This window comes from bacterium, assembly GCA_036382775.1.
GTDB lineage: Bacteria > Hydrothermota > Tepidihabitantia > SM23-42 > JAOAFX01 > DASVHD01.
Window position 1 is genome coordinate 40,062 of sequence record DASVHD010000030.1, and the last position, 26,158, is coordinate 66,219.

The following is a 26,158-nucleotide window of genomic DNA, read 5'->3' on the forward strand; positions in this document are numbered from 1 at the left end:
TGATCCCTGCCCATTTAGCGCCCCTTTGCCGCACGTTTCGCCCCTTTGGCGTTTTGCAATCATCAACCAAATCAGCAACCAAATCATCAACCTTATATAAGCTCATAATAAAGACCCCTACCTTCACCAACAGGTCTAACAACCTTAAGATTTGTTAACTTTAATATTTCCTTATGAACAGCCTGTGGAGAAATTTTGAACATTTTTTGCATGTCTCTATTAGTGATTTTACCTTGCGCAACAAGAAATTCCACTATCTGCATCTGCCGTTCGGTAAGGGCGATCTGACCCTTTTGGGTTTTGCGCAAGCGTTCGCTACTAAGGCGCACGATTCGTTCTTTTACTGCTTGAACGCTTACATGGACGCCTTCGACAAAATACTCCAGCCACTTCGTCGTGTCAAGCATCACCTGATTGACGCTCTGTAATGCTTTATAATACGCCGGGCGGTCCGCGTCATAATAGTCATCAAGGCAGAAGAACTGTTTTGTGTCAAATCCTCTTTTATACAGGATCCACGAAGCAAGAATACGTGCGGTCCTGCCGTTTCCATCAATAAACGGGTGAATTCTAACGAATTCATAATGGGTAAGTCCGGCTTCTATAACCGGATCAAGCTCTTTCGCAATAGAAGAATTGAGCCAGCCGATTAGGTTTTCAACCAACCCCGGGACCTCTTCATTCTTTGGCGGTCGAAAAAAGATTTCGCCGGTCATGCGGTTACCCACAACCACATATCGAGTTCGGAATGTCCCACAATCTTCAGGATGTTCAAGTGTATCCTTTGTCACCTGTCTATGCGTTCTCAGAATATGGGCAACTGATAGCGCATCACCTTCCACAATTTTTTCAATATTTCGGAGAACCTCCAAATAATTCAACACTTCTTGTTTATCTTTTCGTGTTGCAGTGATTGTCCGCCCTTGTGCAAGTTTGGACACCTGCTCCAAATTCAAGTTGTTACCTTCTATATGAGTCGAAGAATGTGCAGTGCGAATAATAGCCTCGCGCCGTAGTTCAACCTCCCATTTCGGGATTAAAGGTGAATTCAGGATGACTTCGCGCGCCGCCGAGATCTTAGAGAGCAGACTTACTATATTGTGGGTATAGGTGAAGTTAGGTTGAAACATCGTATTTGAGCTCCTTAAGGTAGTCTTCTATCTTTTTCTTGTTTTCAACAATTTCGCCATCCAGTCGATTGAGTTCTTGCCATTCTTTAGCAATATTTATCTGCTCGATTTCTTCTTCAGGATAGACATAGAGCGTGACGTTGAGATTGTAATCGTTTTTTTCGATTTCGTTTTTTCCCACGACTCGCGAAAAGCCTTTTTCTTCAGAGAAATTCTTATATGCCTGCGTCATTTTTGCTAGGTTCGCCCCACTCAGATGGTTGAGTTTTCGTATCTCTGGGTGTTTTTCATATTCCTGACTTGCGTTTAAAAACAAGATTTTGTCTTCTCTTTCTTTCTGTTTATTTTTATGGAATATCAATATTGCACCAGGTGCGCCCGTATTGTAAAATAGTTTTTCTGGTAGTAGAATGACAGTTTCAAGCAGATCTTTATTAATAACTCCTTTTCTGATTGCTTTCTCAGCGCCGCCACGGAACAAACAGCCATTGTCAATCACAATACCCACTCTACCGCTATCAACATTGACTGATGCAAGCATGTGCTGTATCCAAGCCCAGTCCGCTGATTGTTTGGTTGGAAAACCATAGCTGAAGCGGTCATGCCAAAATTCACCTTTCTTAAGCACATCCTCGTTATAACCATCCTGGTTCCATGGAGGATTTGCCATGCAAATATTAAATTGCTGAAGCTTTTCTCCCTGCTTGAATTTTGGATATAGCAACGTGTCGCCTAAAGTAATGCGGGCATTGCGAATATCATGAATATAAAGATTCATCTTTGCCAATGCCAGAGTCTTATAATTAGCCTCCTGCCCGAATAAAAATAATTTGTCAGCATCTATTTTACTTTTTTCCTCTTTAATATGCTGGTACGACATAATGAGCATGCCTGCCGAACCCAGCGCCGGATCATAGATGCGATCGCCCGGCTGAGGATCAAGAATCTGCACGAGCAAATTTATCACCTCACGTGGTGTGTACACTTCGCCCTCTTTTGCCTTTTGAGGTGCGAAATACCGCAGGATCCATTCATAGGCATCGCCTAATATATCGGGTGATACGTAATGAAGGGACTGTGCGCTGAACAGTTCGACGAGTTGCCGCAGGATTTCCGCATTTTCACGGTTGTTGGTAAATTGCACGAAATCGACATTTTCAAAAACATCGCGCAATTCGGGATTGTGCTCGGCAAGCTGCTTCATCGCACCTGAAAATTTTTCTGCGATCCGCGCCGGATCTTTCCTGATATCTTCCCATCGGTATTCATTAGGAATATCAAAATCATGATACATGGATTGTCGCGCTTCGTGTTCAGCTTCTTTTTCGGAAAGTCCCTCTTTCGAAACGTCAGTCTTGGCTTTATCGTATTCCAAACCCCATTTATCGCAAATCCGCTTATAAAAAAGCAGTACAAGAATGAAAGTATAATCCACACGCGTACGTATCAAATCGGCAGCTTTCTTCAGCAAGACATCCAGATCGCCGCGCGTGAGCTGAGATTTATCTATGGCCAATGTTTCTGCAATATATTTTTCTTTGCTTTTGAGTATATAAATCCTCTTTCGTGCGTCATTTGGATCAAATTTTGTTTCAAGACGTCCAGCCTTGCGTAGCTCGGATAATACCGCATTTACCTTTTCATTATTATCCTGGGTTGGTGGTTGTTCAAGAATACTAAGTGCATCCTCAAATCGAAACTCCTTATCACTGAATTTTTGTATCAAAATATCATATCTGGTCTCAAGCCATTTTTTCAGTTTCATAATTCTCCTTAAATTTACCTACAGCTATATTTCATTATGTGAATATTATAGGTAATTTCATGCGGTTGTCAAGGGTTTGCGAACAATATTACGAAATTACGTGTGTTTTTATAACTGATTTACAAATTATACTGCTCAGCTCATTAATAAATTGAGATTGCGTCGCACGATAATCGCTCGCAATGACAAAACCGGCTTACATCTCCACGACCAGTTTCCGCGGGTACCGGGTCAGGTTCACCGGTTTACCGCGCTGGTCTATGTAAACGATGTCTTCGAGCCTTATGCCAAACCCCTTTTCCGGATAGTACAGACCGGGTTCCACCGTGAACACCTGTCCCGGCAGGATCATGTCGTGGTTCGTCTTCGCGAGCCCGAAGGTCGGGCTCTCATGGACGTTAAGCCCCACGCCGTGGCCCAGGGAATGGCAATAACCGGTCTCGGTCTTGGGCTTGGAAAGGAATGTCGGATAGCCCTGCCTTTCGAATAACATGCAGACCGCCTGCTCGATCGACTTCGTCATGACGCCCGTTCTTATCCGGTCATAAGCGATATCCTGAGCTTCGCTGACGAGCTTATAGATGTCAAGGTATTTCCCGCTCGCGTGTCCGAAACACAACGTTCTGGTGAAATCAAAATAGTAGCCGCCGCCCAGTCCCTGGGGATAAATATCGAAGACGATCGTCCGGCCGAGCTTGACTGGTTCGCTCAGGCAGCCGGAATTGTGCGGGACACCGGCATCGCGGCCCTGGGAAATGATCATGCCGCTGGTGTTCACCAGCCCGTTCCCGTACAGCTCTTCCCTCATCATGCGGTGCAGGTCGCCGATCAGAAGCTTCTTCCCTTTCTCTTTCATGATCGCATCGCCGCTGACTTTCATCTTCCTGACGCCACCAATGACCGCATTGAAAGCCCGCCCTACTCCCAATCCAGCCTTTTTTATTTGACCGACTTCATCCGGATCTTTGGTTTCGCGGGCTGCGATCGCCAGGTTCTTTTCCGGTTCGCGCGCCACGGTGATCTTCGGGCAGTGGTGGGTCAATCTTTTCAGGAGATCAAACCCGGAGCCCAATTGATAATTGCCATAAAAAGCAACTTTACCTTTCACTTTCAATTGACCGAGCACGGTACTCGTGAAAACGGCATGTGCTTCCTTCCGGTCACGGCATGCGTTATATATCTTTTGAATATCGAACTTGCTAGCGCTGATTAGCTTCAGTCCCGTCTTTGCCGCTTCTCCCCGCTCCATCGGGCCATGGACCAGATACGGTTTTTCGCCGCGTTTTTTAATATAGGTACCGCTGACATTGACACCGTTCAGGAGATAGTACATCACTGGATCATTGACGGTCGAACCTTGAGCGACGAGGGCATCGATCTTTCGCTCTTTCATCAACGCGTCGATATCTTTCTTCATATCTTTTTCTCTCCTTTCGCCTGATCGATCATAGAAAATACACCGCGATCTTGAAGAAGTTCTCAAGGATCTTCTGCCCGGCCGGGTGTTTGTCATCAAACCGCTCAGGATGGAACTGCACGCCGTAGATCATCTTCTCGTGGTGTTTGATCGCCTCCACCGGGCAATTGGGTGATTCCGCGAGTGGAATGAATTCACCCGGCACGTTGCTGACCATCTCCTGATGCGACTCATAGACCAAAAATTTATCGTCGAGCCCGTCAAAAAGCTCGTCCTGGGCGCTTTTCTTAACCATATAGTAACCTTCGATCTTTTCGTTCAAAGTAACCACACCCTCGTAGAACGCCATGGAAATAAGCTGGTGTCCGAAGCAGATGCCCAGGATCGGTTTTTCGCAGATCTTCAAAACCTCGACAAGGTTCGTATAAAGATCAAAATTACCGACCTCGGCGAGTTTGCGCTGTGACCCCGATAGGACGATCGCGTTGTAATATTTAAAATCCTCACCGATGCTTATGCTTGAATAATCCTTTACCTCGACCGTGTGAACCGTTATCCCGCATATTGTCTTGTATAATGCTTCCATCTGGGGTGAGTTAGGCATATAGTTGTCAATAATGAGTGTTCTCATGGATCACCTCCAATAGGCTTCTGATCAGATTACGTTCTTGAACTCTTTTAATCTCTTTGCCTTTTCTGAACACCGATCCGATCCCCTTGCCGCAGGCGATACCAAAATCCGCTTCGCGCGCTTCGCCCGGGCCGTTCACCACGCATCCCATGACCGCCACCTTGATCCGGGCGCGGCAATCAGCCAACGACCGGCTGACCGCTTCAGCGATCTTTACGAGATCCACGTCGCATCGGCCGCAGGTCGGGCAGCTGATGATCAGGGGCCGGATCTGCCTGAGATCCAGGCTCATCAGTATTTCGTATGCTGCCGCCACCTCGTAAATCGGGTTGGCGGTGAGTGAAACCCTCAATGTATCGCCGATACCCTGGTCGAGAAGGATACCCAGCCCGACACCGCTACGGATCCCGCCTTCAAAGGGCAGGCCGGCCTCTGTAATACCGATATGCAGAGGGAAAATACAGCGCTTATCGATGATCTGGTAGACATGGACCGTATCCAGCACGCTTGCCGCTTTTGCGGAAATAACGATCCGATCGAACTTGTTCCTGGCAAAGATCTCCAGGCTCGCGTTCAGGGTGTCGATCATCGCTCGCGGGGTCGGGTGCCGGTGCCGGGCCAGTACCTTTACGGGCAATGATCCGGCGTTGATCCCGATCCTGATAGCCACGCCGAGGTCGCGCGCTTTTTTTATCACTTCCTCAAGCTTCCATGTCTCGCCGATGTTCCCCGGGTTAATACGGACCTTATCGACCCCGGCATCGAGCGCGGCCAGCGCCAGCCGGTAATCGAAATGGACATCCGCCACCACCGGGATCCCGACCGCTTTCTTTATCTGCCGCAAAGCCCCGGCATCGTCGGCATTCACCACCGCGCACCGCGCGATCTCGCACCCCGCAGCAGCAAGACGCTTTATCTGCGCGATCGTGCGTCTGGTATCCCTGGTCTTGGTCCTGGTCATCGACTGGACCGCGACCGGGTAATTGCCGCCGATCTTCACGCTGCCGATACTTACGACCTTTTTTTGCTTACTGCGCTTGAACTTTGTTTTCATTCTTTTATTCGCCGGATGCGCGCGCCGAGAAAACGCAATTTCTTTTCGAACCTATCGTAGCCGCGGTCCAGGTGATATATCCGGCGCACTACGGTCTTGCCCCGTGCGGCCAGGCCGGCCAGAACCAGGCATGCCGAGGCGCGCAGATCAGATGCCATTACCGATGCCCCGGACAATCTCTTGACACCCCGGATCACAGCGGTGTCTCCATCGATCTTGATATCGGCGCCCATGCGTGACAATTCCATGGCCTGCATAAAGCGATTCTCAAAAATAGTCTCCTTTACCGTGCTCGTGCCGGAAGCGACGGACAGCAGCGCCATGAACTGCGCCTGCATATCGGTCGGGAATCCGGGGAAAGGAGCGACATACACCGCCGTCGATAATAAATTCTGTGCGCCCCGCACTTCAACGCGATCAGGTTCCCTGACAATGACCGCTCCGATCTCCTCGAGCTTGTCAAGGACGGCGATCATATCCTGGGGCAAGACCCCGGCGATCACCACGTCGCCTTTCGTGATCGCGGCCGCCACCGCAAAGGTACCGGCCTCGATTCGGTCGGGGATAATGCGGTAGGTCGCGCCCCCCAGGCTGCGCGGTCCATTGATCACGATGACCGACGAACCCGCACCCTGGATATCAGCGCCCAGGATGGATAGGAAATTGGCCACGTCAACGACCTCGGGCTCGCACGCGGCAGAAATTATCCGGGTCCGGCCGCTGGCCTGGACCGCCGCGAGCATGGTATTTATCGTTGCGCCCACCGATGTTCCCTTAGCGCCCAGCAGGTTTATGTCATCGCCCGCGATATGTCCGGCCCGCGCATTGACATAGCCTTCGTCGATGTTGATCTCAACGCCCAGCGCTTTGAGACCTTTGATATGCAGGTCGATTGGCCGCGGTCCGATCGCGCAGCCGCCAGGCAGGGAGACCCGCGCAGCTTTTTCCCGGCCGACCAGCGATCCCAGAACATAGTAGGAAGCGCGCATTTTCCGCACGATATCATAGGGCGCTTCGATATTCTTGATCCGGGGCGTGTGGATGGTCAGGGTGTTTTTTTCGAACGAAACCTTTGCGCCGTGATGCTTGATAAGCTTAACCATAGTGTGGACGTCGACCACATCGGGGATATTTTCAAGGATGACCGGCGTGTCGGTCAACAGCGCCGCCGCGATGATCGGCAGGGCTGAATTCTTGGCGCCGGAGATCGTTACTTCACCTTTAAGCTTTTTCCCGCCCTCTATGACAAACCGGTCCATAACGTGATTATAATTACCAATATACAAATGTCAAGTTGACATAAAACACAATAACAGCGATATTGACAACGTACAAGGCAGTATGTAGTATATACGGCAGAAGACAGTAAGTAGTAAGTAGTCGGTAGTAAAAAATAAAAAAAAGCAAAAAACACGGGCGGCATAGCCAAGCAGCAAGGCGGCGGTCTGCAAAACCGCTATTCGCCGGTGCGAATCCGGCTGCCGCCTTTATCCCGTTAGAGAAAACCGCCGATTATAATCGGCGGTTTTTTACGGATATAGCAGACAGCGGTTCAACACCACTGTCGTGCATTCCCGTTGGAGGTTGACCTTCTCTAACAGGATTTATTTAATTTTTTTTACCACACTCTGGATCTCTTCCGCCGGCACAATAACAGGCATCATGCCGCCGAATTCCGCGAACATATCCGCACTCACACTCTCTGACTTGGCGACCCGGACCAGGAGAATGCCCACCACCTTGCCGTCAAGAGTGAACGCCGGCGTGCCGAGCCCGCTGAAAACGTTAATAATATCGGAAACATAGAGGATCCTGGGTTTCTTTATGATCGCATGGATCCGGCTCAGCGCGGCGAGGGGAACATATCCGGCCGTTTCGCCCAGGCGCGATATGATCAAGATCTCATCCAGGATCTCCGGCGTGCTGCTGTTGGACAACCTGACCGCCGGAAAGGGGCCACCTTTCTTATCGACCGGGCGAATGAACAAGAGATCCAGATCAATGTCCCGCAACAGGATCTCGGCTGCGATCTCGGAACCGTCAGCCATCATTATCTTGATATCTTTTATTTTCCGGTCCGCGCCGGCATCCCACATGCCAGCGCTGCCGGGATCAGCCCTGGCAAGGGACAGCACTACGATCCCGGATGAATCAACGATGGTGCCGAACGCCTCGGCCTTGCTTTCGTATTCGTACTGTTCGCTCACTATTTTGACCGTCACCACTGATACCTGCCACTGCTCCACAATGGCGCGGGCCAGGCTGTCCGTATCACCGCACCAGGCAGCAGCCATGGTAAAAAGGATCACGATCAACGGGCGGATCGCTGCCATTTTGCGCTCACCTGTCATTTTTCCTCCCCGATCTTCAAATACCATCTCCACCGTCAACATTAACGATCATTTCTCTTCCCAGCTCGGTTCCAGTTCCACGAACAGACGGTGGATCCCCCTGATCACGTTGAACGCAACACTCTTTGGCTGCGCCCTTGCGATCGTGTTCATGGTCTTTTCAAAATCACCGACATCGGCCACTGGCTGCTGGTCGATCCCCGTGATAAGATCCCCGGTCATGAGGCTGGAAAGCGCTGCCCAGCTGCCGGAGCTGATATCATCGATCAGTACTCCGGGTTGATCTTCATCCAATTTTTGCGCGATGCGGTCCTCAAATGCAATGTCCCTGACCGTCAGTTCAAAATTATCATCGCGGTATTTTTTCATTTCACGCGGCAGCCGGGGCGTTGGTTCAAGCCGGCAGGTGATCGTTCGCTCGTCACCGCCATGCAGAACCGTCAGCTTGACGACCGCGCCGATATCGTACCGGCGCAGCATCGTTGCCAGCACTTCGACATCGCTGGGTTCCGATGCCTCCACGGTCTTGCCGTCGATCGCGATGATGATATCGCCGGTCACGAGACCGGCCTTATCGGCCGCGTGGTTGGAATAGACCTGGGTGATCCGGACACCCTGGTACGGCGCCAGGTCCAGCGCCCTCGCCAATTCTTTGGTAAATACCTGCGAAGCCACTGCGAGCCAGGGTTTTTGCAGCTCCTGTCCCTGCTCGGGCGAGCTTGATACGCCGATCTTGACCGCGGCCAGGCATTGTTCAGTGCCCCGTTCGAAAAGGACCACGACCGTAACCGGCTCTTCCTTTTTCTGAACGATATCGTCCGTGACCGCTTTGAAGTCCTTGATATCGTTCACCGGTCTTTGGTTGACGGCCAATATGATATCGCCGTACGTGATCGTCGGTTTTGCTTCTCCGCAGGGGCCGCCAGGACGCACCGACGTCACGAGCACGCCTTTTTTGTCCGCGCGTTTCATTTCCGTGGCCGCGAGCGTGGAAATATCGCGGGCCATGATCCCCCATTGTTTCAGCTCGACTGAGCGCGGGTCAAAATATTCGCGTTCGCGCGGCACGGCGGTCAGCGTAATCGTTTTGTTTTTCCGCAAAACGGCACAGTTGACCGGCTTGCCGACCGGACAGTCCATCATTAACTGGTTGAACAACGGCAATTCTTCAGCGAACTGCACGTTCACTTTTTGCCCGTCCACGGCGGTCAGGATATCGCCCGGCATGAAACCGGCCTGAGCCGCAGGCGAACCTTTGATCGTACCGCTGACCAGAACACCCTCTTGACGACCGCCGTATTTGAACAACGGCTGGACTTCAAGACCGAACCAGCTCCGGGTGATCTTCCCCGTGCGGATCAGTTCGTCGGCGATCTTTTTCGCCAGGTTTCCGGGGATGGCGCCGCTGATCCCCAGGTTGATCTCGTTGATCCCGATCACCGCGCCCTGCATATTGACCAATGGACCGCCGGAATTGCCCGGGAAGATCGCCGCGTCATGACCGATCCAGCGGACAATGGAACCGACGTCCTCGCCTTCAAGCGTAATACTGGCGTAAGGTTTAAGAAATTCGGGTATGATCAATTCGGTGTTGCTCACGATCCCCATGGTCACCGATTGTGAGAACGCGAGTGGGCTGCCCATGGCAAGCACCGGGTCGCCGACCGCCAGTTTGTCGGAATCGCCGAACCGGGCGCTGGCAAAAACGGAACGTTTCTGATCTTTGAGCTTGATCACCGAGATATCGGACAAGGGATCGCTGCCGACAAGCTCGGCATCGATTTCTGTCTTGTCGGACAGCGTGCAAACGAACCGCGTGCCCCGTCCGGCCACGTGGTGGTTCGTGATCACGTGCCCCTCGGTCGTCACGATCACGCCGCTGCCGACCGCTTCGCGTTTGACTTCGCGGCCGGACTCATCCTCAACGCTGATCACGTGGATCCTGACCAATGCCGGGCGCACCTGTTCGATCGCGGTCATAATGGACTGCTGGACCGAATCGGACAGCACCTCGGCCGCCAAGGGCAGGCAGACGCAGATAAATAATGCTGCCGTGACCAATAGATATTTGTTTATTGAATTCGCCTGGGAAGTTGTCATATGATTGATTTGATTATAGTAAAATCCCGTTACTTGTCAACGTGATGCCTGCTATTATGTATCTAATAAACCTTTTCTGCTAATGTAAAAAAGTATCTTTTTTATCTACTTAAGAAAACCGCCTTCTTGGTGACGACATCATTGTTTGCGCCAATAACCAACCGTACAAAGTAAATTCCCTGCGGCAAGTTCATTGTATTGAAACTTTTACTATATATGCCGGGTCCATGATCGACATTGACCAGTACGCCTGCTAGTCTACCCATCACATCGTAGAGCGATATGTTAACCTTGGTTGCTTGGGGTATGAGATACCTGATCGTAAATTCACCCTGTACCGGATTTGAAAGGAGATCCAGCATTGGTTTATCTGATCCTAATGCAATTGTACCCATGTCTTGTGGCCCACCGCCCTCCCCTTGGTCCTTCTCATACTGGTGCAGGACAAAGGCGCTGCTCACCGCCTTGTTGCCGTAAACCTTGATGTTGATCGTACTGTCAGCGTAAAAACTGTACGGCAGCATAGCCTTATAAGTGATCAGCGTTTCCGGCGGCAGGTTTATTCCGGTGATCTGGATGTTGTCAATCTTTAGTGTTAAGAGCAACCTTGTATACCCTTCCTGATAGGCATGGGCAGCCAGCGCATAGTCTTTATCCGGATCCAGACAACTGAACTCGTATTCCAGATACTGGTTATCATAATCCACGTGCTTATAGGGTTCGGCGCCAAAGTGCAGGAAACCGGCGCGTTTTAGATTGAAGGGCGACGCCAAGGTGTCGCCGCCCTGGGCAGCATAGAAGGCGAGGTCTTCGCCCGAATCATAACCGCCGATGTTGTAGTTAGCAAACCGGATGTCATAGGCAGGATCGTCGTTTTCGGTCCAGATAAAATGCACGACCGTGCCGAAAATGGTCTGCCGGTGCACGATATGCGGACAATAGGACCGCTGGATAGTATTGCTCATGTTAAACGGCCCAAGCCAGCTCAAACCCGGATTGTAGTAGAAAAAGATCTCGGTGTTGCTGCCGTCCAGGTCCGCCACACAACTCATCGCGCTGGCACCGGTAAGCACCGGATAGTTCAAATCATAATCGGACATGAAGCCGGTAATGCCTGACCAAGTATGAACGCCATTATTACGGTACCGAGTGAAACGATAGCCGATGGAACTGGACATCTTCCAGACAAAGTAGACATTGGTACCGGCAACTTCGATCGAGGGGTTCTGAGAATAACTATTGTAGACGGTCTCTTCTTGATTCCAAGTGCCCTGGATTGTCCGGGTACGATATTTGATCCAGTTGTTGTTCTGCCAGGTAATATGAATCTCGGGGTTGTTGCGCGCCGGAATCATGAACCCGATACTCGGGTTGGTTCCGGCACCAACATCCTCAGGGTTAGAGACTGTAACCGGATCGTAGACATCGAATTCAGCATAGTCAATCCGCTGGTCATACGTATGGCTAAAGACAATCCTGCCCATATCATCGGTACCAATGACAAACGAGGGCGGGCCAAAGTTGTTATCGGTCGTCGCGATCGGAAAGGGCGCAGTCCAGTCATCGTCCGAGAGATACCGTGAAAAGTAAACCGTATCGCGCGTCCCCTGTACCCACCAGACAATACCGGGCAGCGGCGTTGCAACATGAGGGTTGGCGGCAATCGCCGGATTGTAACCCTGGCCGATCTCCATTTTCCGCGACCAGGTATTGCCCGCGTCGCTGGAGTGCACCGCATAGATCACCCCGCCAGATTCATAGGTTAGCCAGATATCGGATGTACCGCAGAGCATTTTCCGGCCGTTGTTGATGCCGGTCGCTTCGGGCGAGCTGCTGGTCAGGTGTTTATTCAGATATTGCGGGTTATTGACATAGACACCATATTGTGTTGCTGCATAAACTGCATTAGGTTGATTAATGTCCATCGCTAAATCAGCCACATCAGATGGCAGCTGGTTAGTCATTGCAATCCAGACTGCACCGCCATCAACTGTCAGATAGGTCAGGCCTTGATTGCCCGTACCGCCAGTATAGAGGATTTCAGGTTCTTTACAGTCCATGACCAGAGCAGCCATATCTTGTCCCAAAAAACCACAGGCACTCCAGGTCACACCGCCGTCTTTGCTTTTATACAAACCAATCTGCGCACTTTGACCGCTGATACGAGTATACACCTTATTCGCTAATGAGTTCGAACAAATGTCAAAAACCATACATTCACCCGTGGCCGGTAGATCATAAGTGTACCAGTCTGTTCCACCATTGGTTGTCTTATAGATATGGGCATCCTGGATACCGCTGCCGGCATATACGGTCTGGGGCTGCCATTTGTCGACAGTTATTGAAACGATGTCATTGCCCGGTGTCATGTTAAACCAGCTGTTCCCGCCGTCCGTGCTCTTTTGCAGCCCGTAAACCGTCGGCGATGGATCACGAAATGCCAGATAGACATTCTGACCGTTGACCGGGTCAACCGCGATCGATGTATAGGTAGCATTAATACCTTGAAATAGATTAGTCCAGGATAGACCGGCATTGGTGGTCCGCCGGACATAGTTGATATCATAGAATGTCTCACCCACATGGAATGCCCGCTGACCATCCGTCGGATCCGCGGCAATGTAATAACGGCTGCCATAGGTCGCACCATTATCAATGGTCATCCAGGACAAACCCTGATCCGGGCTATTATGCACGGTGGATATGCCCAAGACATAGATCGCATCGGGTGATCTGGTACTTATGCCCACGGTAAACGCATTGTGCATCCCCCTGGTTTTCTCCACCCAGGTTTGCCCGCCATCTGAAGTCCGGTATATCGCCACCTCGGCCCCAAAATACAGAATCTGGTTGTTGCTCGGGTTAGCAATGATTACCTTGCCCTGGCGGATGTAAATGCCATTGTTCATGGCGCTCCAGTTTAGCCCGCCGTCCGTACTCAAATAAACCCCGCAATCAGTGGCTGCATAGATGCGGTTCGGTGCCGTAACTGCCAGCGAAGTTATAGAAGTGCCCTGAGGCAATAAGACCGGCAACGACCAAGCCAGTCCACCATTTGTGCTCTGCCGGACACCAGCCCGATCACTGATAATCTCACCTTCCCACACGTGCAAAGGATTAGTGCCGTCATACGCCACAGCCCTGACTTCGGCTACCAACGTACGCTGAAAACTATTTCCATTATCGGTGCTTAGATAAAAACCACAATCCGCGGTCCCACCACCGGCGGCGACATAAACGCTATACGGGATATCAGCAACAACTGCAAGATCATAAACCGTCAATTCATTCAATGGTGTTAGATCAATATCTGTCCAGAGTATGCCTCCATCGGTCGTTTTATATAGGCAGGCTGTACCTCCGGCTTGATTGAAACCGGCAAATAAAATACCCGGACTGGTCGGGTGCATCGCAAAACAAAGGGGATTGGGGTTGGTGATGCCTTGATCTCTGTAGTTCCAAGATAATCCCCCATCCTCTGATTTCCAGACACAATGGTCGTCCGGTGCAGTAGGGTTTTTGCCGATATAAACAGTCCATGCCTTATTTGGATCAGCAATCACACAAATGGGATTAGTAACATAAGGGTGTGCCGCAATGGCAATCGAATCCCAATATTCTCCCTCATTCGTTGACTTGTACAACTTATGCGTCTGATCCGCCGCATAGATGATATACTGACCAGCATGTTAACCCATGCTCATATCATCCGCCCGACCTGCGGGCGGACCGTTGAGTGACTGCCATTCTGCCGCAATAACAAAAAGCGGCAGGAGCATGATTACTGCTAATAGTCTACGCATGACAACCTCCTATTTTTCTTTTATGCACTTACTTGATTTTTATTACCTTCTTGACCACGCATCCCTCGCCTGCCCGCACTGCAACAAAATAAACCCCGCAGGGCAGGTCTCTCGTGTCTATCGTACACGGCTTTGATTCATATTTTATTCTGTTGCTAACTACCTCCTTTCCGCTCACATCAAATAATCTTATTGACATGTCCTCAATCCTGAATCGTGTATCCTGTATCCTGCATCCAATCTTTAGCTCTTGACTGAACGGATTCGGGTACACCTCCACTTTTATCCTCGAAGGTACAGATACTTGCCCTACTTCACTGACTCCCCACGAAAGGTCTTTGCGCTTGTAGTACAGCATCCAAGGCTGGTTATTACCATAATCGCGCAAATCGGACCAGAAAAGATGCAAATAACCACCGCTGCAGGCAAGCGAAGGACCGATGGATTTGTAAAGCGCATCGGTCAGTCTTACCTCAGACCCCCAACTCTGCCCCAAATCACTACTCATCCGATAATATATCTCAAAATTGTTGTCAAAACCATTACGGTCATCCTCCCAGACTAGATGCAAATTATTCCCTTCCGCAAGAATATCCGATGCCACGGCCCGATGCAGAACGGTCAAGGAGTCAATCGGTTCCCAGGTATTGCCTGAATCTCTGCTTGCCCGATAGAAAATATCACCAGTCCAGGCATAGGGGGAATACTTATAGTCATACCAGGTGATATGAATACCAGAACTATCATCCGTATCCATTGCTGGCATTTGAGAACCGCTCGCAATACCTTCAGAAACAAGCTGGCTATCAAACCAAGTCTCACCATGATCAAAACTGCGGACATTATAAATTTCTGGAGTGTATTCATAGGAAACGACAATATCCGACGCATTGTTTAATATGCTTCTTAAAGTTGGTGAATCATGTGCCGGCGTGATTGTTTGAATTGGTTCCCAATTATTGCCGCCATTGTAGCTTTTTGTAAATCGCAAGACGCCCAATGAACCTATTGTTCCTGCAATATAAACTGTATCCCCAATTGCTTGAATTGATGAATAACCCATACCTGGAATTATTGAGTCTATATCACGCCAGGTAGAACCACCATCAGTACTTCGCTTGTAAAGTAAGCCAAAATCATCTTCAAACCATATGACATGAATGAGATTTCCGGAAACTGCAATCTGAGGTAATGCAGAAACCTGCGTATCCTCCACACTCAACAACACATCCGGTCCCCAGGTCTCGCCTGCATCCGTGCTGCGCTTGTAAAAAACTTCGTCGTGCATAACTGATAAGCTATCCACGAAATTCTTCCACCAGACCAAGTGAATTGTGTCACCGCAGCAAGCCGCCCTTGGGTCTGCATTATAGGCATAATCAAAAGTCAACCTCGTATCCGGTCCCCAGCCGACTTGGGAATATAAGTAAGAAGTAGGAAGAAAGAAGTAAGAAGTTAAAAGAATAAAATAAAACTTGCTGGTTTTTTTCATTACTGCCTCTACATTATTATAATACTCATGCCGTTGATGTCAAGGGTTTAAACGTTAAAGCGCTACTTGTCAACCGGAATAAAATCGGATACAATTGGTATAATTAGCAGGAACCAACAATGATGCCCATCGAGAGACAAAAAGTCACCACCTGGTGTGCATCCGTAATAATGATATGCATGATCCCTTCGCTCTCCTGCAGCGCCGGGCCGGATGACCTTTCCAGGCTGGACTGGCAGTCCTACCAGAACACCATCTGTCTAAACATTTTCCACGGCGAGATCGTGCTGCCGGCACTGGGACACGGGCATATCTGCGGACACCCGACGCCCAACTGCAACCAGGCGTACTGCGGCGCCTGCGCTGCCGAAAAAGGCGCTTGCGAAGTGTGCGGCAAGAAAAACACCTGGCTTAAGAACACGGATCCCGCGACCGAAGCCTCACTGCTTCTGGCAATGCTGAAATATTCCAAGGATACCGAGGCGAGGCGCGTCGCCATTTACGCGCTCGGGCAGATAAATAATGAAGACGCGGTCAAAAAGGTCATGGCCTATGCCGGCGACCGTAACCTGTGGATGCAGATCGCCCTATTCCTCGGCGAAATAAAAGACGATAAATACGCGGGCTTTCTACAGACCATCCTGCACAGCGCCCGCGACGACTATTTTGGCGACGAAAACCGCGATATCGAGAAAGAATACTACATCGCTCAGTCTGCCCAGGCCGCGGCAAACAGCCTTGCCAGGATCGGTACCGGCAAAGCAAAAAGGATCCTTATCAATGCTGCGCTTCATGGCCGGCTCTGGGAAAGATGCTACGCGATCACCGCGCTGGGGGAGTTCCGGGACGATGACGTCCGGAACGCGCTCCATAAGTGCCTGCGCGAGTTCTTCGCTGAAAACAGCGACTGGAAATGGATCCCGGGCAGGGACCTGATCGGCGCGGCTCTTGGTTCCCTGGCCAAGAACGGCAACAAGGAAACGGCCTTGCTCGTATTGGGTTATATTATCGATCCCGGTTGTGACTTCCTGTATGAAGATCTAAGGCAATGTCTTTCCAGCGCAGGCAAGTCCGCGGTCCCCGAGATCATCCGCTCAACGCAGGCTAACCTGCGGAATATACCCGTGGATTACGCCAACCAGATCCTCATTGAATCCTTAGGCGCGATCGGCGATACTGCGGCAGTAGATTTTTTTATCACCCTGCTCGATACCACCTATGCAGACGAGTATCTTGAGCGGGATATCAAGAACAAGGTCCTTGAGAGTATCGGTAAGGTCAAAGGGCACAAGGCATTTGACGCTGTCGTCAGGGAACTAATGCAGGGCCGGGATGAATGGACGCGACAGGTCGCGGCTCAGGCCCTTGGGCAGCTCGGCGGCAGGCTGGCCTTTGACGCGCTGGTCGATAAGCTCAAAGCGGCCGATGGCGGGTACGTTACTCAGGAATGCCTGAACAGCCTGAACGCTATCGCCTTTAAGGAGTTAAAGAACGACAGTCTCAAGCTCGTAGCCGTAAAATGGACCGCGCTCAAGAACAGCTCTGATGCCGCCTTTCAGCTCATGCAGGAACCAATGAACAATGGCGAAACCTGGGCGGTCGAGTATTACTTTGAGATCATAAATAAGGTATCGGTAAAATATAACTTGTCGTATATCGTGCAACTCCTTGATTGCCGTGACAAAAAGGTCTTTGACCGGACGATCGCGTTCTTAAAAAAGCTGACCAAACTCAACATTACGGTCAGGTTCACGGATCCGGTGGGCGTAAAAAATACTTACAAAAATAAAGTCTGGGAATGGTTCCAGGATAATTATAACACCTTGAATTAATCCGAACGATATCGAATGGCGCGAATTTGCTAATTAATGGATATTCGCCTTATTAGTTATCATTCGCAATATTCGCATTCACATCATCAGATGAGGAATTTAAAAATCAGCATCACGACTAAAGCCAGGATCAAAAAGATCAGGAAATAAAGCGCGATATCGACTTTTTTCTTTTTCTTTTTCACCTTTTTTATTATCGTCGTCGATTCCCGCTCCTGATCAATGCCGGAAATAAGTTCCTGAAGGTCGGCTTCGACCGACGCCTGATGCTTCCAACCGAGATAACGTTTTAGATCTTTCAGCATTTCTTCTGCGGTCTTATACCGTCGCCGGGCACTGCGCTTCATGGCCCGGTTGACGATGCGGCTAAGCCGCGCGCTGTGATGGGGATCCAGCCAGAACGGTGACCGGTAGTTGCCCCGGCAGATCTTGGCGATAATACCCTGGCTTTTGTCACCGGTAAAGGGTTTTTTAGCGGTCAGCATTTCGTACAGCACGATACCCATCGAATAGACATCGGACTGGAACGAAACCTTCGCGCCCGAAGCTTGTTCCGGCGACATGTAGAACGGCGTGCCGATGATCATACCCGGGGTCGTTAGGTCGGGCGCGTCGACATCGCGAGCCACGCCGAAATCGGTGAGCTTTACCGCGCCGTCCCTGGAGATCAGCACGTTCTTGGGCTTGATGTCACGGTGGATGATATTGTTGCGGTGGGCGCAGGCCAGGGCCTGGCAGATCTCGTGCGCGATCGCAGCCGCCGTGTCCGGGTGCATAGGCGACGCCCGCTTTATGACCTCGTCGAGATCGACACCCTCGACATATTCCATCACGAGATAGTTAGCGCCGCCTTCCTTGAAATAATCATAGATCTCCACGATGTTCTGGTGGTGAAGGTTCGCACACAAGATTGCTTCGCGTTTGAACCGTGCCTGGGCGTCCGAGCTCAAACCCCTGCTCATCTCCTTGAGCACGACCGTCCGGTTAAGGGAAGGCTGGAGCGCCGTGTAGACGTGCCCCATACCGCCTTTGCCGATCGCTTTCAGGACCTTGTACGCGCCGATCGTCTCTTTAGCCATGGTATTTCACGACACGGTTGCGACCGCCGGATTTCGCCTGGTACAGGGCCTGATCGGCTAAGCGCAGCAGATCGTCGCACTTCTGGCAGTGCTCGGGAAACGTCGCGATCCCGGCGCTGATCGTGATCGGGAACCTTAGCATGCCGGGAGTTGCCCGTTCGACCAGGTTGCGCAGCGATTCTGCCGCGGCCCAGGCATTGCCCGAGGACATCCCGAAGCAAAGGGCAACGAATTCCTCTCCCCCGTACCGGGCGACCATATCTTCCTTGCGCAGCGCCGTGCGGATCAACTGCGCGACCGCTTTCAAAGCCTCGTCTCCCTGGGCGTGACCGTACGTGTCGTTCACTTTTTTGAAATGATCGATATCGATGAAAATAAGGGATAATGGCTTCTTGGCCAGGCGGGCCTGGTCGAACCATTCATTTATGGTCCGGTCGAACAAGGCGCGGTTGTCAAGACTGGTCAGCCGGTCCTGGTGCGCCAGACGCTTGTATTTATCCCGGCTTTTGGTCAGCCGCTTTTGGAACCTGGAAAATTCCCGCGCTACTTCACGGCTCTGGATCTTCTGCTCCAGGGATTGTGCGTGGTCGGCCAGGCTTTGGGTTTCCGTGCCCGGTGTTTCCACCTGTGTCTGGTCAGTGATCCCCTGAATGCCCTCGCCGTCGTCGTATACGACCGTGCATTCGCCGATCGCGATCTCGTCTCCATGCTTCAGCACGGCGGTTTTGACCGTCTTGCCGTTGACGCGCGTGCCGTTGGCGCTGCCGATATCTTCGATCATGCAATGCTCCAGCGTGCACGTGATCCGCGCATGGCTTCGGGAAACGGATTTGCCGTCAAGAATGATGTCATTGGTGTGGGAACGTCCGATCGAATATTTTTTTTCCGCGAGACTGATGGATCTCAGCATAATGCGCCCGTCGACAAGATGGAGCGATCTGGTTTTCGCCCTCATGCCGACATTATAAATCGTAACATCGCCGTGTCAAGGGTCAGCCCGGCATGTTTGTTTATCCGGGACCGATCGTAAAAAAACGGGGGGTCGCGGTGCGACCCCCCGTAAATTGCGCTGCAGCGAACGTCTATTTGACGACGATGATCCGCGCCGCATGGGATTCTGACTGCGAACTAACCCGCAGCCAGTACACTCCGGCCGGGATGTCGGCGGTGTTCCACTGGAACTCATAGACGCCGGGCGTTCTGGTGCCGTCGGCAATGCGCTCAATCATCCTGCCGTCCGCGGAATAGACCGCAGACTTGACCGTGCAGGTTGTCGTGACCGCGAAAACGAACGAAGCGTTCGTTCTAACCACATTGGGGCAGACCGCCAGATCCCTGATCAGGAACTGGTTCACGCCCTCCTGGACGCCGACGATCGTGGAATTTTCGTACAATTCCACAAAACCGTCGTAGCCGCTGATCAGCAGATCCTTATCACCGTCACCGCGCCAGTCGACAAAGTAGATCCGCGATCCATAATAAGCATCGACAGGCAAGCCGTCGATCTGTTTGAGGGTATCGTATGCCGCATTGAACACGGGAGCGGCGTTCGTGCCGACATTCCGGTAGAAAAACACCAGACCATCGCCCTGACCGATAAGCAGATCTTTCTTTGAGTCGTTGTCAAGGTCGACTATCCTGGGCGTCACGCGGTACTGGTATATCTGGCTGCCACCGGCAGAGATGCAGGTATATGTCGTGAAGACCGGGCTTGCGTTCGTGCCGGTGTTAAGATAGACCCTGATGTTCCCGGTATTAGGCGCAACGGGGCTTTCCTCGCCGGTGATCAGGTCTTTCCTGCCGTCCTCGTTCCAGTCGTTAATCTCGGGGTTGGAATTGTAGTTCACCATGATGTTGACGCCGCTGGCCTGTAAAGTGTCTGCCAGATGCAGCCCGGCGCGAGCGGTTTCGACATACAGCATAATGTAGCCGTTGCGGTCGCCGGTCAGTATGTCACGCAACCCGTCCTGATTCCAATCGCAAACTGCGATTGCTGAACCCTGGCATCAGCTCGCGTAGACGGTTATCGGCGTGCCGTCGGCGTATAAATAGGAATATCCGTTGAACGAAGGGTTGTTATTGGTCCCGTAGTTCTTGAAAAATGAGATATTGCCTGACGAGAACTGGCCGCATACCAGGTCCTTTTTGCCGTCGCTGTCCCAGTCGTACACGAATGGCGAGCCATACCATGATACATCGATGTTCACGCCGCCGCTCTTCAAGGTCTCAGGCGCAAAAAACACGGGCGCGGCATTCACCGCGCATAGAATGGAGCATACTACTAACATATACTTCACCATCGAACCTCCTTCCTTTTTATTATAAAATCGTTTTATCCTAATGTATTATTATAATAACAATTCATCGTTTGTCAAGGGTTTAAGTCTACAAGAACATGCATTAAATATTTTTTGTCTAACCGCACTCTTTCAAAGACGGATTGGCTTTGCCGCCCTTGCCGTGCCCGCCTTTTTGCTTATAATTCACCACCTATGCTCGGACTTGTTCTTGGCGGCGGCGGCGCGAAGGGATACGCCCATATAGGCGTGCTGAAAGTCCTTGAGGAACTAAAGGTAAAGCCGGATATCATTGTCGGCGCCAGTATGGGTTCCCTGGTCGGCGGTTTTTACGCCGCCGGGTACTCAGTTGCGCAGATCGAACAGCTTGCCCTGCAAATCGACAAAAAAAAGAAAAGGTGGCTTTTCCCCCTGCATCTGTCAAAAAAGGGATTGATCGACGGCAAACGCGTTGTTCAGTACTTAACCCCGTATCTTGGCGATAAAAGGATCGAAGACCTGCCTGTACGCTATGCCGCGACCGCGGTCGATATCGAGTCGCGGGAGGAGGTGGTCATCGACCATGGCGGGCTCATCCCGGCGATCCGGGCATCGATCTCCATCCCGGTCGCGTTCATGCCGCACCAGTACGCGGGCCGGGTCCTGATCGACGGTGGTTTCCCCAACCCCGTGCCGGTGTCGGTTGCCTGCAGGATGGGCGCGGACAGGATCGTCGGTGTGAACGTGCTGACCACATCGGCATACCCCCAGGTGTTTTTAACGTCTAAGATCCCCACTGGCAAGACTTACCGCATGAAAAAGATCCTGGATACGACCATGGACATCATATCGTCGCGCCTGATTGACTTTGAAATGAGCAAAGCCGTCGACACGCTTCTGATCAACGTTAACACCGAGGGTATCGATATCAGCCATTTTGAAAAAGCCAGACCCGCGATCGAACGCGGGTATGATGAAGCGCGCCGGCGCATGAATGACATTCAAAAATTTCTTAAGCCCACGTAATACCTAATTTCTCGGAATATTTCCTCTTTGCGGCGGTATTATATCATAGCAACCAAGCAAGGAGGAAACATGATACGCACAATATTACTGACGGCATTAAGCATAGTATGCACCGTACTCTCGCCAAAACCGGCGTTCACCGCGCCGCAGACCGAGACCGGCGAGGACAGCCTGTCGCCTTATTTCCTGGTCGAAGGCGATCCCAAGGTCGAGCGCTTTCCGCTCCTTAAGAACACGGTCCAGGTCAATATCGCCGGCGTCATTGCCGAGGTCGAACTGACCCAGGTCTACAAGAATGACGGCAAAAAGACGATCGAGGCCGTCTACGTATTCCCGCTCGGCACCAAATCCGCCATTCACGCGATGACGATGAAGATCGGCGACCGTACTATCGAGGCGAAGATCGAGGAAACGTTCAAGGCGCAAAAGATCTACGAGGACGCTAAAAATAACGGTCAGGTCGCTTCGCTCCTGGAACAGAAGCGGCCGAACGTGTTCCAGATGAAGGTCGCCAACATCATGCCCGGTGAGGTCATCGAGGTCGTGGTCAAGTATACGGAGATCCTCGTTCCCGAAGACGGTATTTATAGTTTCATATTCCCGACCGTGGTCGGTCCGCGCTATACGGGCGAGTCGGATGCGACCGATATCAAAACCAAGGACAACTGGCTGGTATCACCGTACCTGCATGAAGGCACGATGGCGCCTTATGAATTCGACATCAAGGTCAACATCAGCTCGGGCATCCCTCTTTCCAAAGTCTGGGTGACATCGCACAAGGTCGCGGTCAAAAAGTCCGGCGACCGCAAGGCGGCGATCACGCTTGCTCCGTCTGAAAAAAACGGCGGCAACCGGGATTTCATCGTAAGATATAACTTAAAGGGTAACGCGATCCAGACCGGCCTCATGCTTTACCCGGGCGATGACGAAAAATATTTCCTGCTCATGCTTGAACCGCCTGAGCAGGTCAACATCGATATGGTCCCGTCCCGTGAATATGTCTTCATCATCGATGTCTCCGGATCCATGTACGGATTTCCGCTGGAAGTCAGCAAAGCTTTGATAAAGAATATCATCGGGGGATTGCGACCCAAGGATTACTTCAACATCCTGTTCTTCGCGGGCGGCTCAGATGTCCTGTCCGAGGTCCCGCTGGCAGCGAACGAAGCCAACAAGAAAAAAGCCATTGATATGGTGATGTCCCAGAGCGGCGGCGGCGGTACCGAGATCCTGGACGCTTTCCAAAGAGCCCTCGCGCTTGAGAAGAAGCCGGGCTTGTCGCGCATCATCATCACGGCGACGGACGGCTATGTCTCGGTTGAGAAAGAAGTGTTCAATATCATCCGCGACAACCTTAAGGCGGCCAATTTCTTCGCCTTTGGCATTGGTACCGGCGTTAACCGCTATCTCATCGAGGGCATCGCGCGGACCGGGATGGGCGAGCCTTTTGTGGTGATAAATGAGGAAGAGGCCGAACAGACCGCCGCGAAATTCACTGATTACATCAAGCACCCCCTGCTGACCGACATCGAGGTTTCCTTCAAGGGATTCGACGCTTACGACGTGGAACCGCTCTCGTTGCCTGACCTGTTCGCGCGCCGACCCCTTGTCCTGTTCGGCAAATACAAGACCGCCTGGGGCAGCATCCGGGTCTCGGGTAAGACGGTCAAAGGCGATTACGTGAAAAAGATCAATGTCACGCCGTTCCTCGAGGACAAACAGAATACCGCGCTGGAATATATCTGGGCGCGCGAGAAGATCGCGCGGCTCGCCGACTACGGTCAAATGGGCGGAGATGTCAAGGAAGAGGTCACGAAGCTCGGCCTGAAACATCACCTCATGACCGAGTATACGTCGTTTGTCGCGGTCGACAAGATCATCCGCAAGACCGGTGAAGTGGTCACGGTCAAACAGCCTTTGCCCCTTCCGCAGGGCGTTTCAGATTACGCGGTGGGCGGGGCGGCCGGCCAGAGTTTGGGCATGGCTTCCAGTCCTTGCCTGGAACGCAGCGTCGATGGATCCGGTCACGACAAGAAAGCGATCGAACCCCAGCTCTACCTGACCGGGGGCGCAGTTCCAGCCGGGATCTCACTGGACGACGTTGAGAACGCCATCATGGCGCAGATCAAGAGTGATCTGGAAAAGCTGTTCAAAGAATGGAAACTGGAAAAAGCCGTGCTTACGCTCACGGTTAAGAACGGCAAAGTGATGTCGCTGCAGGTGAAAGACAAAAAGGGCGCGACGTGTAATCAGGTAAAATTAGAAACGCTGTTTAAAAAACTCCAGCTCAAGCCCGATTGTACCGGTACGGTCGAGATCAATCTGGAATACAGCTGATCAAAGCCACGCCCGAGTCATAATGTATTTTGGAAAGCCCCGCATTTTTAAGCGGGGCTTTCCTTATCTTGAATTAAAAAGCATGGAATTTCAGCAGATAACACCTTGACATTTTACCAAAAATGATTATAATACATAGATGCATAACAGAATAGAACAAGGAGGCTTTATGCAAAAACAAATTGTATGTCTATTCATACTTTTCTTGCTGGGCTTTGCCGCTAATGTGGCTGTAAAAGCAGAACAAACCAGCCGCACCGATATCGTTCCGGTCTACCCGGAACTCATCAATGAATCCGTTGAATGCATTCAGACAGGGATCTCCACTGTCCCGCCATGGATCCAACTCAACCCGCCATGGGATCCGAATATAACCATTCCTGATGTCTATAGCAGAAATGATCAGCTTATATCAATGGACATCGATGTGAATGGTCGTATCTACGTTGCTTACAATACCCCCTGGACCGGGACCGGCGCTGCAGTTCGTTATGGATGGGGTTTAGCTACATCGACCGATCAAGGCATTACCTGGGACAACCGGGTGTATCGCCTGTCAAATACTAACTATACAGTATTCAATCCGGAAATCTCAATAACTGACGATGGCAAGATCTGGCTCTGGGGAACTCTGCACCAGGCAGCCGGCGGGACCACATATCAAATGTGCACTGCCTTCATGCGTTCGAGGGCTACCTGTTATAATAATCCGGACAGCCTGTACGGCTTTAGTCTTTTTTCCGCTTTGCAATACCGGGTATACCCGGAATGCGTGACCTGGGGCAACGGAAATCAACTGGCGGTGATCCAGTACACGGTGGACCGGACCGGCACGAGCGACAGTGTCATGGTCATATTCTCGTATGATAGCACTGCATGGTATGCTTTCACGCTCCGGCCGGCGGGAACCTATCCAGGCATGACCTCGATCAGCCTCGATGTTGTGGGCACGGATACGATCCTGAACCACGCGATCGAATACATCGATTCAACCAACGGCGATTACGACGTTGTCTGCTATCTCGATACTTTGAACGGCTCAGGGAATTTCTACGGCTGGTCAACTGCCAATACCTATGACGACCGGTATCCTTCTATCTTTGCGGACCAGGGCGCAGTGTATATCGCGTTCCAGAGCGACGACGGTACCGGCAATCCGGAGATCATATTCACGTACTCACAGGATTACGGCCAGAACTGGGATATGGCTCTGCAGAATATCTCCAATGACGGCGCGCCTGATCTTTTCCCGCGCGTTAATGGATTCAGTTCTTCAGTGGGCTGCGCGTGGAATCACGGACTAAACACGACCTTTTTTGATTATTCAATAACCTATGGCATCCCCGGGACCTGGACCGGCGTGCCGGAGATCGTCACCGATAATGCCACGGCGGATTCCGGTTATCACTGCGTTTCACTGCTCTACACGGACGCGTACTATTATTGTGCCTGGGAAGACATCCGGAATTTTGCGACCGACAGTATTGACATCCTGACCTCGCGCCGGACTACCCCCATCGGCATAAAAGAAAATACAAAGGACAGAAAATTTGTCATGCTCAATGCGTGCCCCAATCCTTTCGCCCGCACCACGGCGATCACCTGCGGTAATACGGCCGGTCTCGGATCCCCGAAACTGGCGATCTACAACACGGCAGGCCGCCTGGTGAGGACATTGTCCGTGCCGTCCGGCAGGACCGCGGCTTGCATTACGTGGGATGGGCGCAATGATGAGGGCAAGGAAGCCAATGCGGGTGTTTATTTCTGCCGTTTCGAATCGAACGGCTCGGTCCGGACCGAAAAGCTGATCCGTCTGAAATAAAGACCGAACACCGCACAGCCGGGAATAAATCAAGAAGTCCCGC

At 51.4% G+C, this 26,158-nt stretch carries 18 protein-coding genes and 1 tRNA gene; 5 read left to right on the forward strand and 14 right to left on the reverse strand.

The window, feature by feature from the left end; all coding sequences use genetic code 11:
- Positions 1-92: 92 nt before the first annotated feature.
- The 6 genes from VF399_06495 to murA form a co-directional block, all read right to left on the reverse strand.
- Positions 93-1,130, reverse strand: a complete 1,038-nt coding sequence (locus VF399_06495) for a Fic family protein (GenBank protein HEX7319984.1) — start codon at positions 1,128-1,130, stop codon at positions 93-95.
- On the reverse strand, positions 1,117-2,895 hold the full coding sequence (locus VF399_06500; protein ID HEX7319985.1) for a class I SAM-dependent DNA methyltransferase: 1,779 nt from the start codon (positions 2,893-2,895) through the stop codon (positions 1,117-1,119). Before VF399_06500 ends, VF399_06495 begins: the two co-directional genes overlap by 14 nt.
- Before the next feature lie 196 nt (positions 2,896-3,091).
- A complete protein-coding gene (locus tag VF399_06505) occupies positions 3,092-4,312 on the reverse strand; it encodes a Xaa-Pro peptidase family protein (protein ID HEX7319986.1) in 1,221 nt (406 codons plus the stop codon).
- Positions 4,313-4,340: 28 nt separating this feature from the next.
- Positions 4,341-4,943, reverse strand: a complete 603-nt coding sequence (locus VF399_06510) for a gamma-glutamyl-gamma-aminobutyrate hydrolase family protein (GenBank protein HEX7319987.1) — start codon at positions 4,941-4,943, stop codon at positions 4,341-4,343.
- On the reverse strand, positions 4,924-5,997 hold the full coding sequence (gene ispG / locus VF399_06515; GenBank protein HEX7319988.1) for a flavodoxin-dependent (E)-4-hydroxy-3-methylbut-2-enyl-diphosphate synthase: 1,074 nt from the start codon (positions 5,995-5,997) through the stop codon (positions 4,924-4,926). Before ispG ends, VF399_06510 begins: the two co-directional genes overlap by 20 nt.
- Entirely contained in the window at positions 5,994-7,256 is a 1,263-nt protein-coding gene (murA, locus tag VF399_06520) for a UDP-N-acetylglucosamine 1-carboxyvinyltransferase (protein ID HEX7319989.1), read from the reverse strand. Before murA ends, ispG begins: the two co-directional genes overlap by 4 nt.
- A 156-nt stretch (positions 7,257-7,412) precedes the next feature.
- Here murA and VF399_06525 point away from each other — a divergent pair.
- Positions 7,413-7,484: transfer RNA gene (locus VF399_06525), tRNA-Cys, on the forward strand.
- A 117-nt stretch (positions 7,485-7,601) separates the two neighbouring features.
- Here the strand turns inward: VF399_06525 and VF399_06530 are convergent.
- The 4 genes from VF399_06530 to VF399_06545 form a co-directional block, all read right to left on the reverse strand.
- Positions 7,602-8,348: a trypsin-like peptidase domain-containing protein gene (locus VF399_06530; GenBank protein ID HEX7319990.1), complete on the reverse strand. Its 747-nt coding sequence runs from the start codon at positions 8,346-8,348 to the stop codon at positions 7,602-7,604.
- Between the two features lie 48 nt (positions 8,349-8,396).
- Positions 8,397-10,448, reverse strand: a complete 2,052-nt coding sequence (locus VF399_06535; protein HEX7319991.1) for a PDZ domain-containing protein — start codon at positions 10,446-10,448, stop codon at positions 8,397-8,399.
- A gap of 101 nt (positions 10,449-10,549) precedes the next feature.
- Entirely contained in the window at positions 10,550-13,858 is a 3,309-nt protein-coding gene (locus VF399_06540; protein HEX7319992.1) for a T9SS type A sorting domain-containing protein, read from the reverse strand.
- Between the two features lie 421 nt (positions 13,859-14,279).
- The gene (locus tag VF399_06545; protein ID HEX7319993.1) at positions 14,280-15,743 is read right to left on the reverse strand and encodes a T9SS type A sorting domain-containing protein; all 1,464 of its coding nucleotides are present in this window, start codon (positions 15,741-15,743) and stop codon (positions 14,280-14,282) included.
- A 179-nt stretch (positions 15,744-15,922) separates the two neighbouring features.
- Here VF399_06545 and VF399_06550 point away from each other — a divergent pair, with 179 nt between their 5' ends.
- Positions 15,923-17,575: a HEAT repeat domain-containing protein gene (locus VF399_06550; protein HEX7319994.1), complete on the forward strand. Its 1,653-nt coding sequence runs from the start codon at positions 15,923-15,925 to the stop codon at positions 17,573-17,575.
- Positions 17,576-17,661: 86 nt separating this feature from the next.
- On the opposite strand, the gene VF399_06555 is transcribed toward VF399_06550, so the two are convergent.
- The 4 genes from VF399_06555 to VF399_06570 form a co-directional block, all read right to left on the reverse strand.
- Positions 17,662-18,654 (reverse strand): serine/threonine-protein kinase, encoded by a 993-nt coding sequence (locus tag VF399_06555; GenBank protein ID HEX7319995.1) that lies wholly within the window; start codon positions 18,652-18,654, stop codon positions 17,662-17,664.
- Positions 18,647-19,609, reverse strand: coding sequence for a GGDEF domain-containing protein (locus VF399_06560; GenBank protein ID HEX7319996.1), 963 nt, complete (start codon positions 19,607-19,609; stop codon positions 18,647-18,649). The genes VF399_06555 and VF399_06560 overlap by 8 nt, the downstream gene beginning before the upstream one ends.
- Before the next feature lie 127 nt (positions 19,610-19,736).
- Entirely contained in the window at positions 19,737-20,615 is an 879-nt protein-coding gene (locus VF399_06565; protein ID HEX7319997.1) for a VCBS repeat-containing protein, read from the reverse strand.
- Between the two features lie 45 nt (positions 20,616-20,660).
- Positions 20,661-20,954, reverse strand: a complete 294-nt coding sequence (locus VF399_06570; GenBank protein ID HEX7319998.1) for a hypothetical protein — start codon at positions 20,952-20,954, stop codon at positions 20,661-20,663.
- A gap of 192 nt (positions 20,955-21,146) precedes the next feature.
- On the opposite strand from VF399_06570, the gene VF399_06575 reads away from it, so the two are divergent.
- The 3 genes from VF399_06575 (at position 21,147) to VF399_06585 (ending at position 26,115) form a co-directional block, all read left to right on the forward strand.
- Entirely contained in the window at positions 21,147-21,956 is an 810-nt protein-coding gene (locus VF399_06575; GenBank protein ID HEX7319999.1) for a patatin-like phospholipase family protein, read from the forward strand.
- Positions 21,957-22,025: 69 nt separating this feature from the next.
- The gene (locus VF399_06580) at positions 22,026-24,293 is read left to right on the forward strand and encodes a VIT domain-containing protein (GenBank protein ID HEX7320000.1); all 2,268 of its coding nucleotides are present in this window, start codon (positions 22,026-22,028) and stop codon (positions 24,291-24,293) included.
- 169 nt (positions 24,294-24,462) lie between these two features.
- The gene (locus VF399_06585; protein ID HEX7320001.1) at positions 24,463-26,115 is read left to right on the forward strand and encodes a T9SS type A sorting domain-containing protein; all 1,653 of its coding nucleotides are present in this window, start codon (positions 24,463-24,465) and stop codon (positions 26,113-26,115) included.
- Positions 26,116-26,158 lie beyond the last annotated feature (43 nt).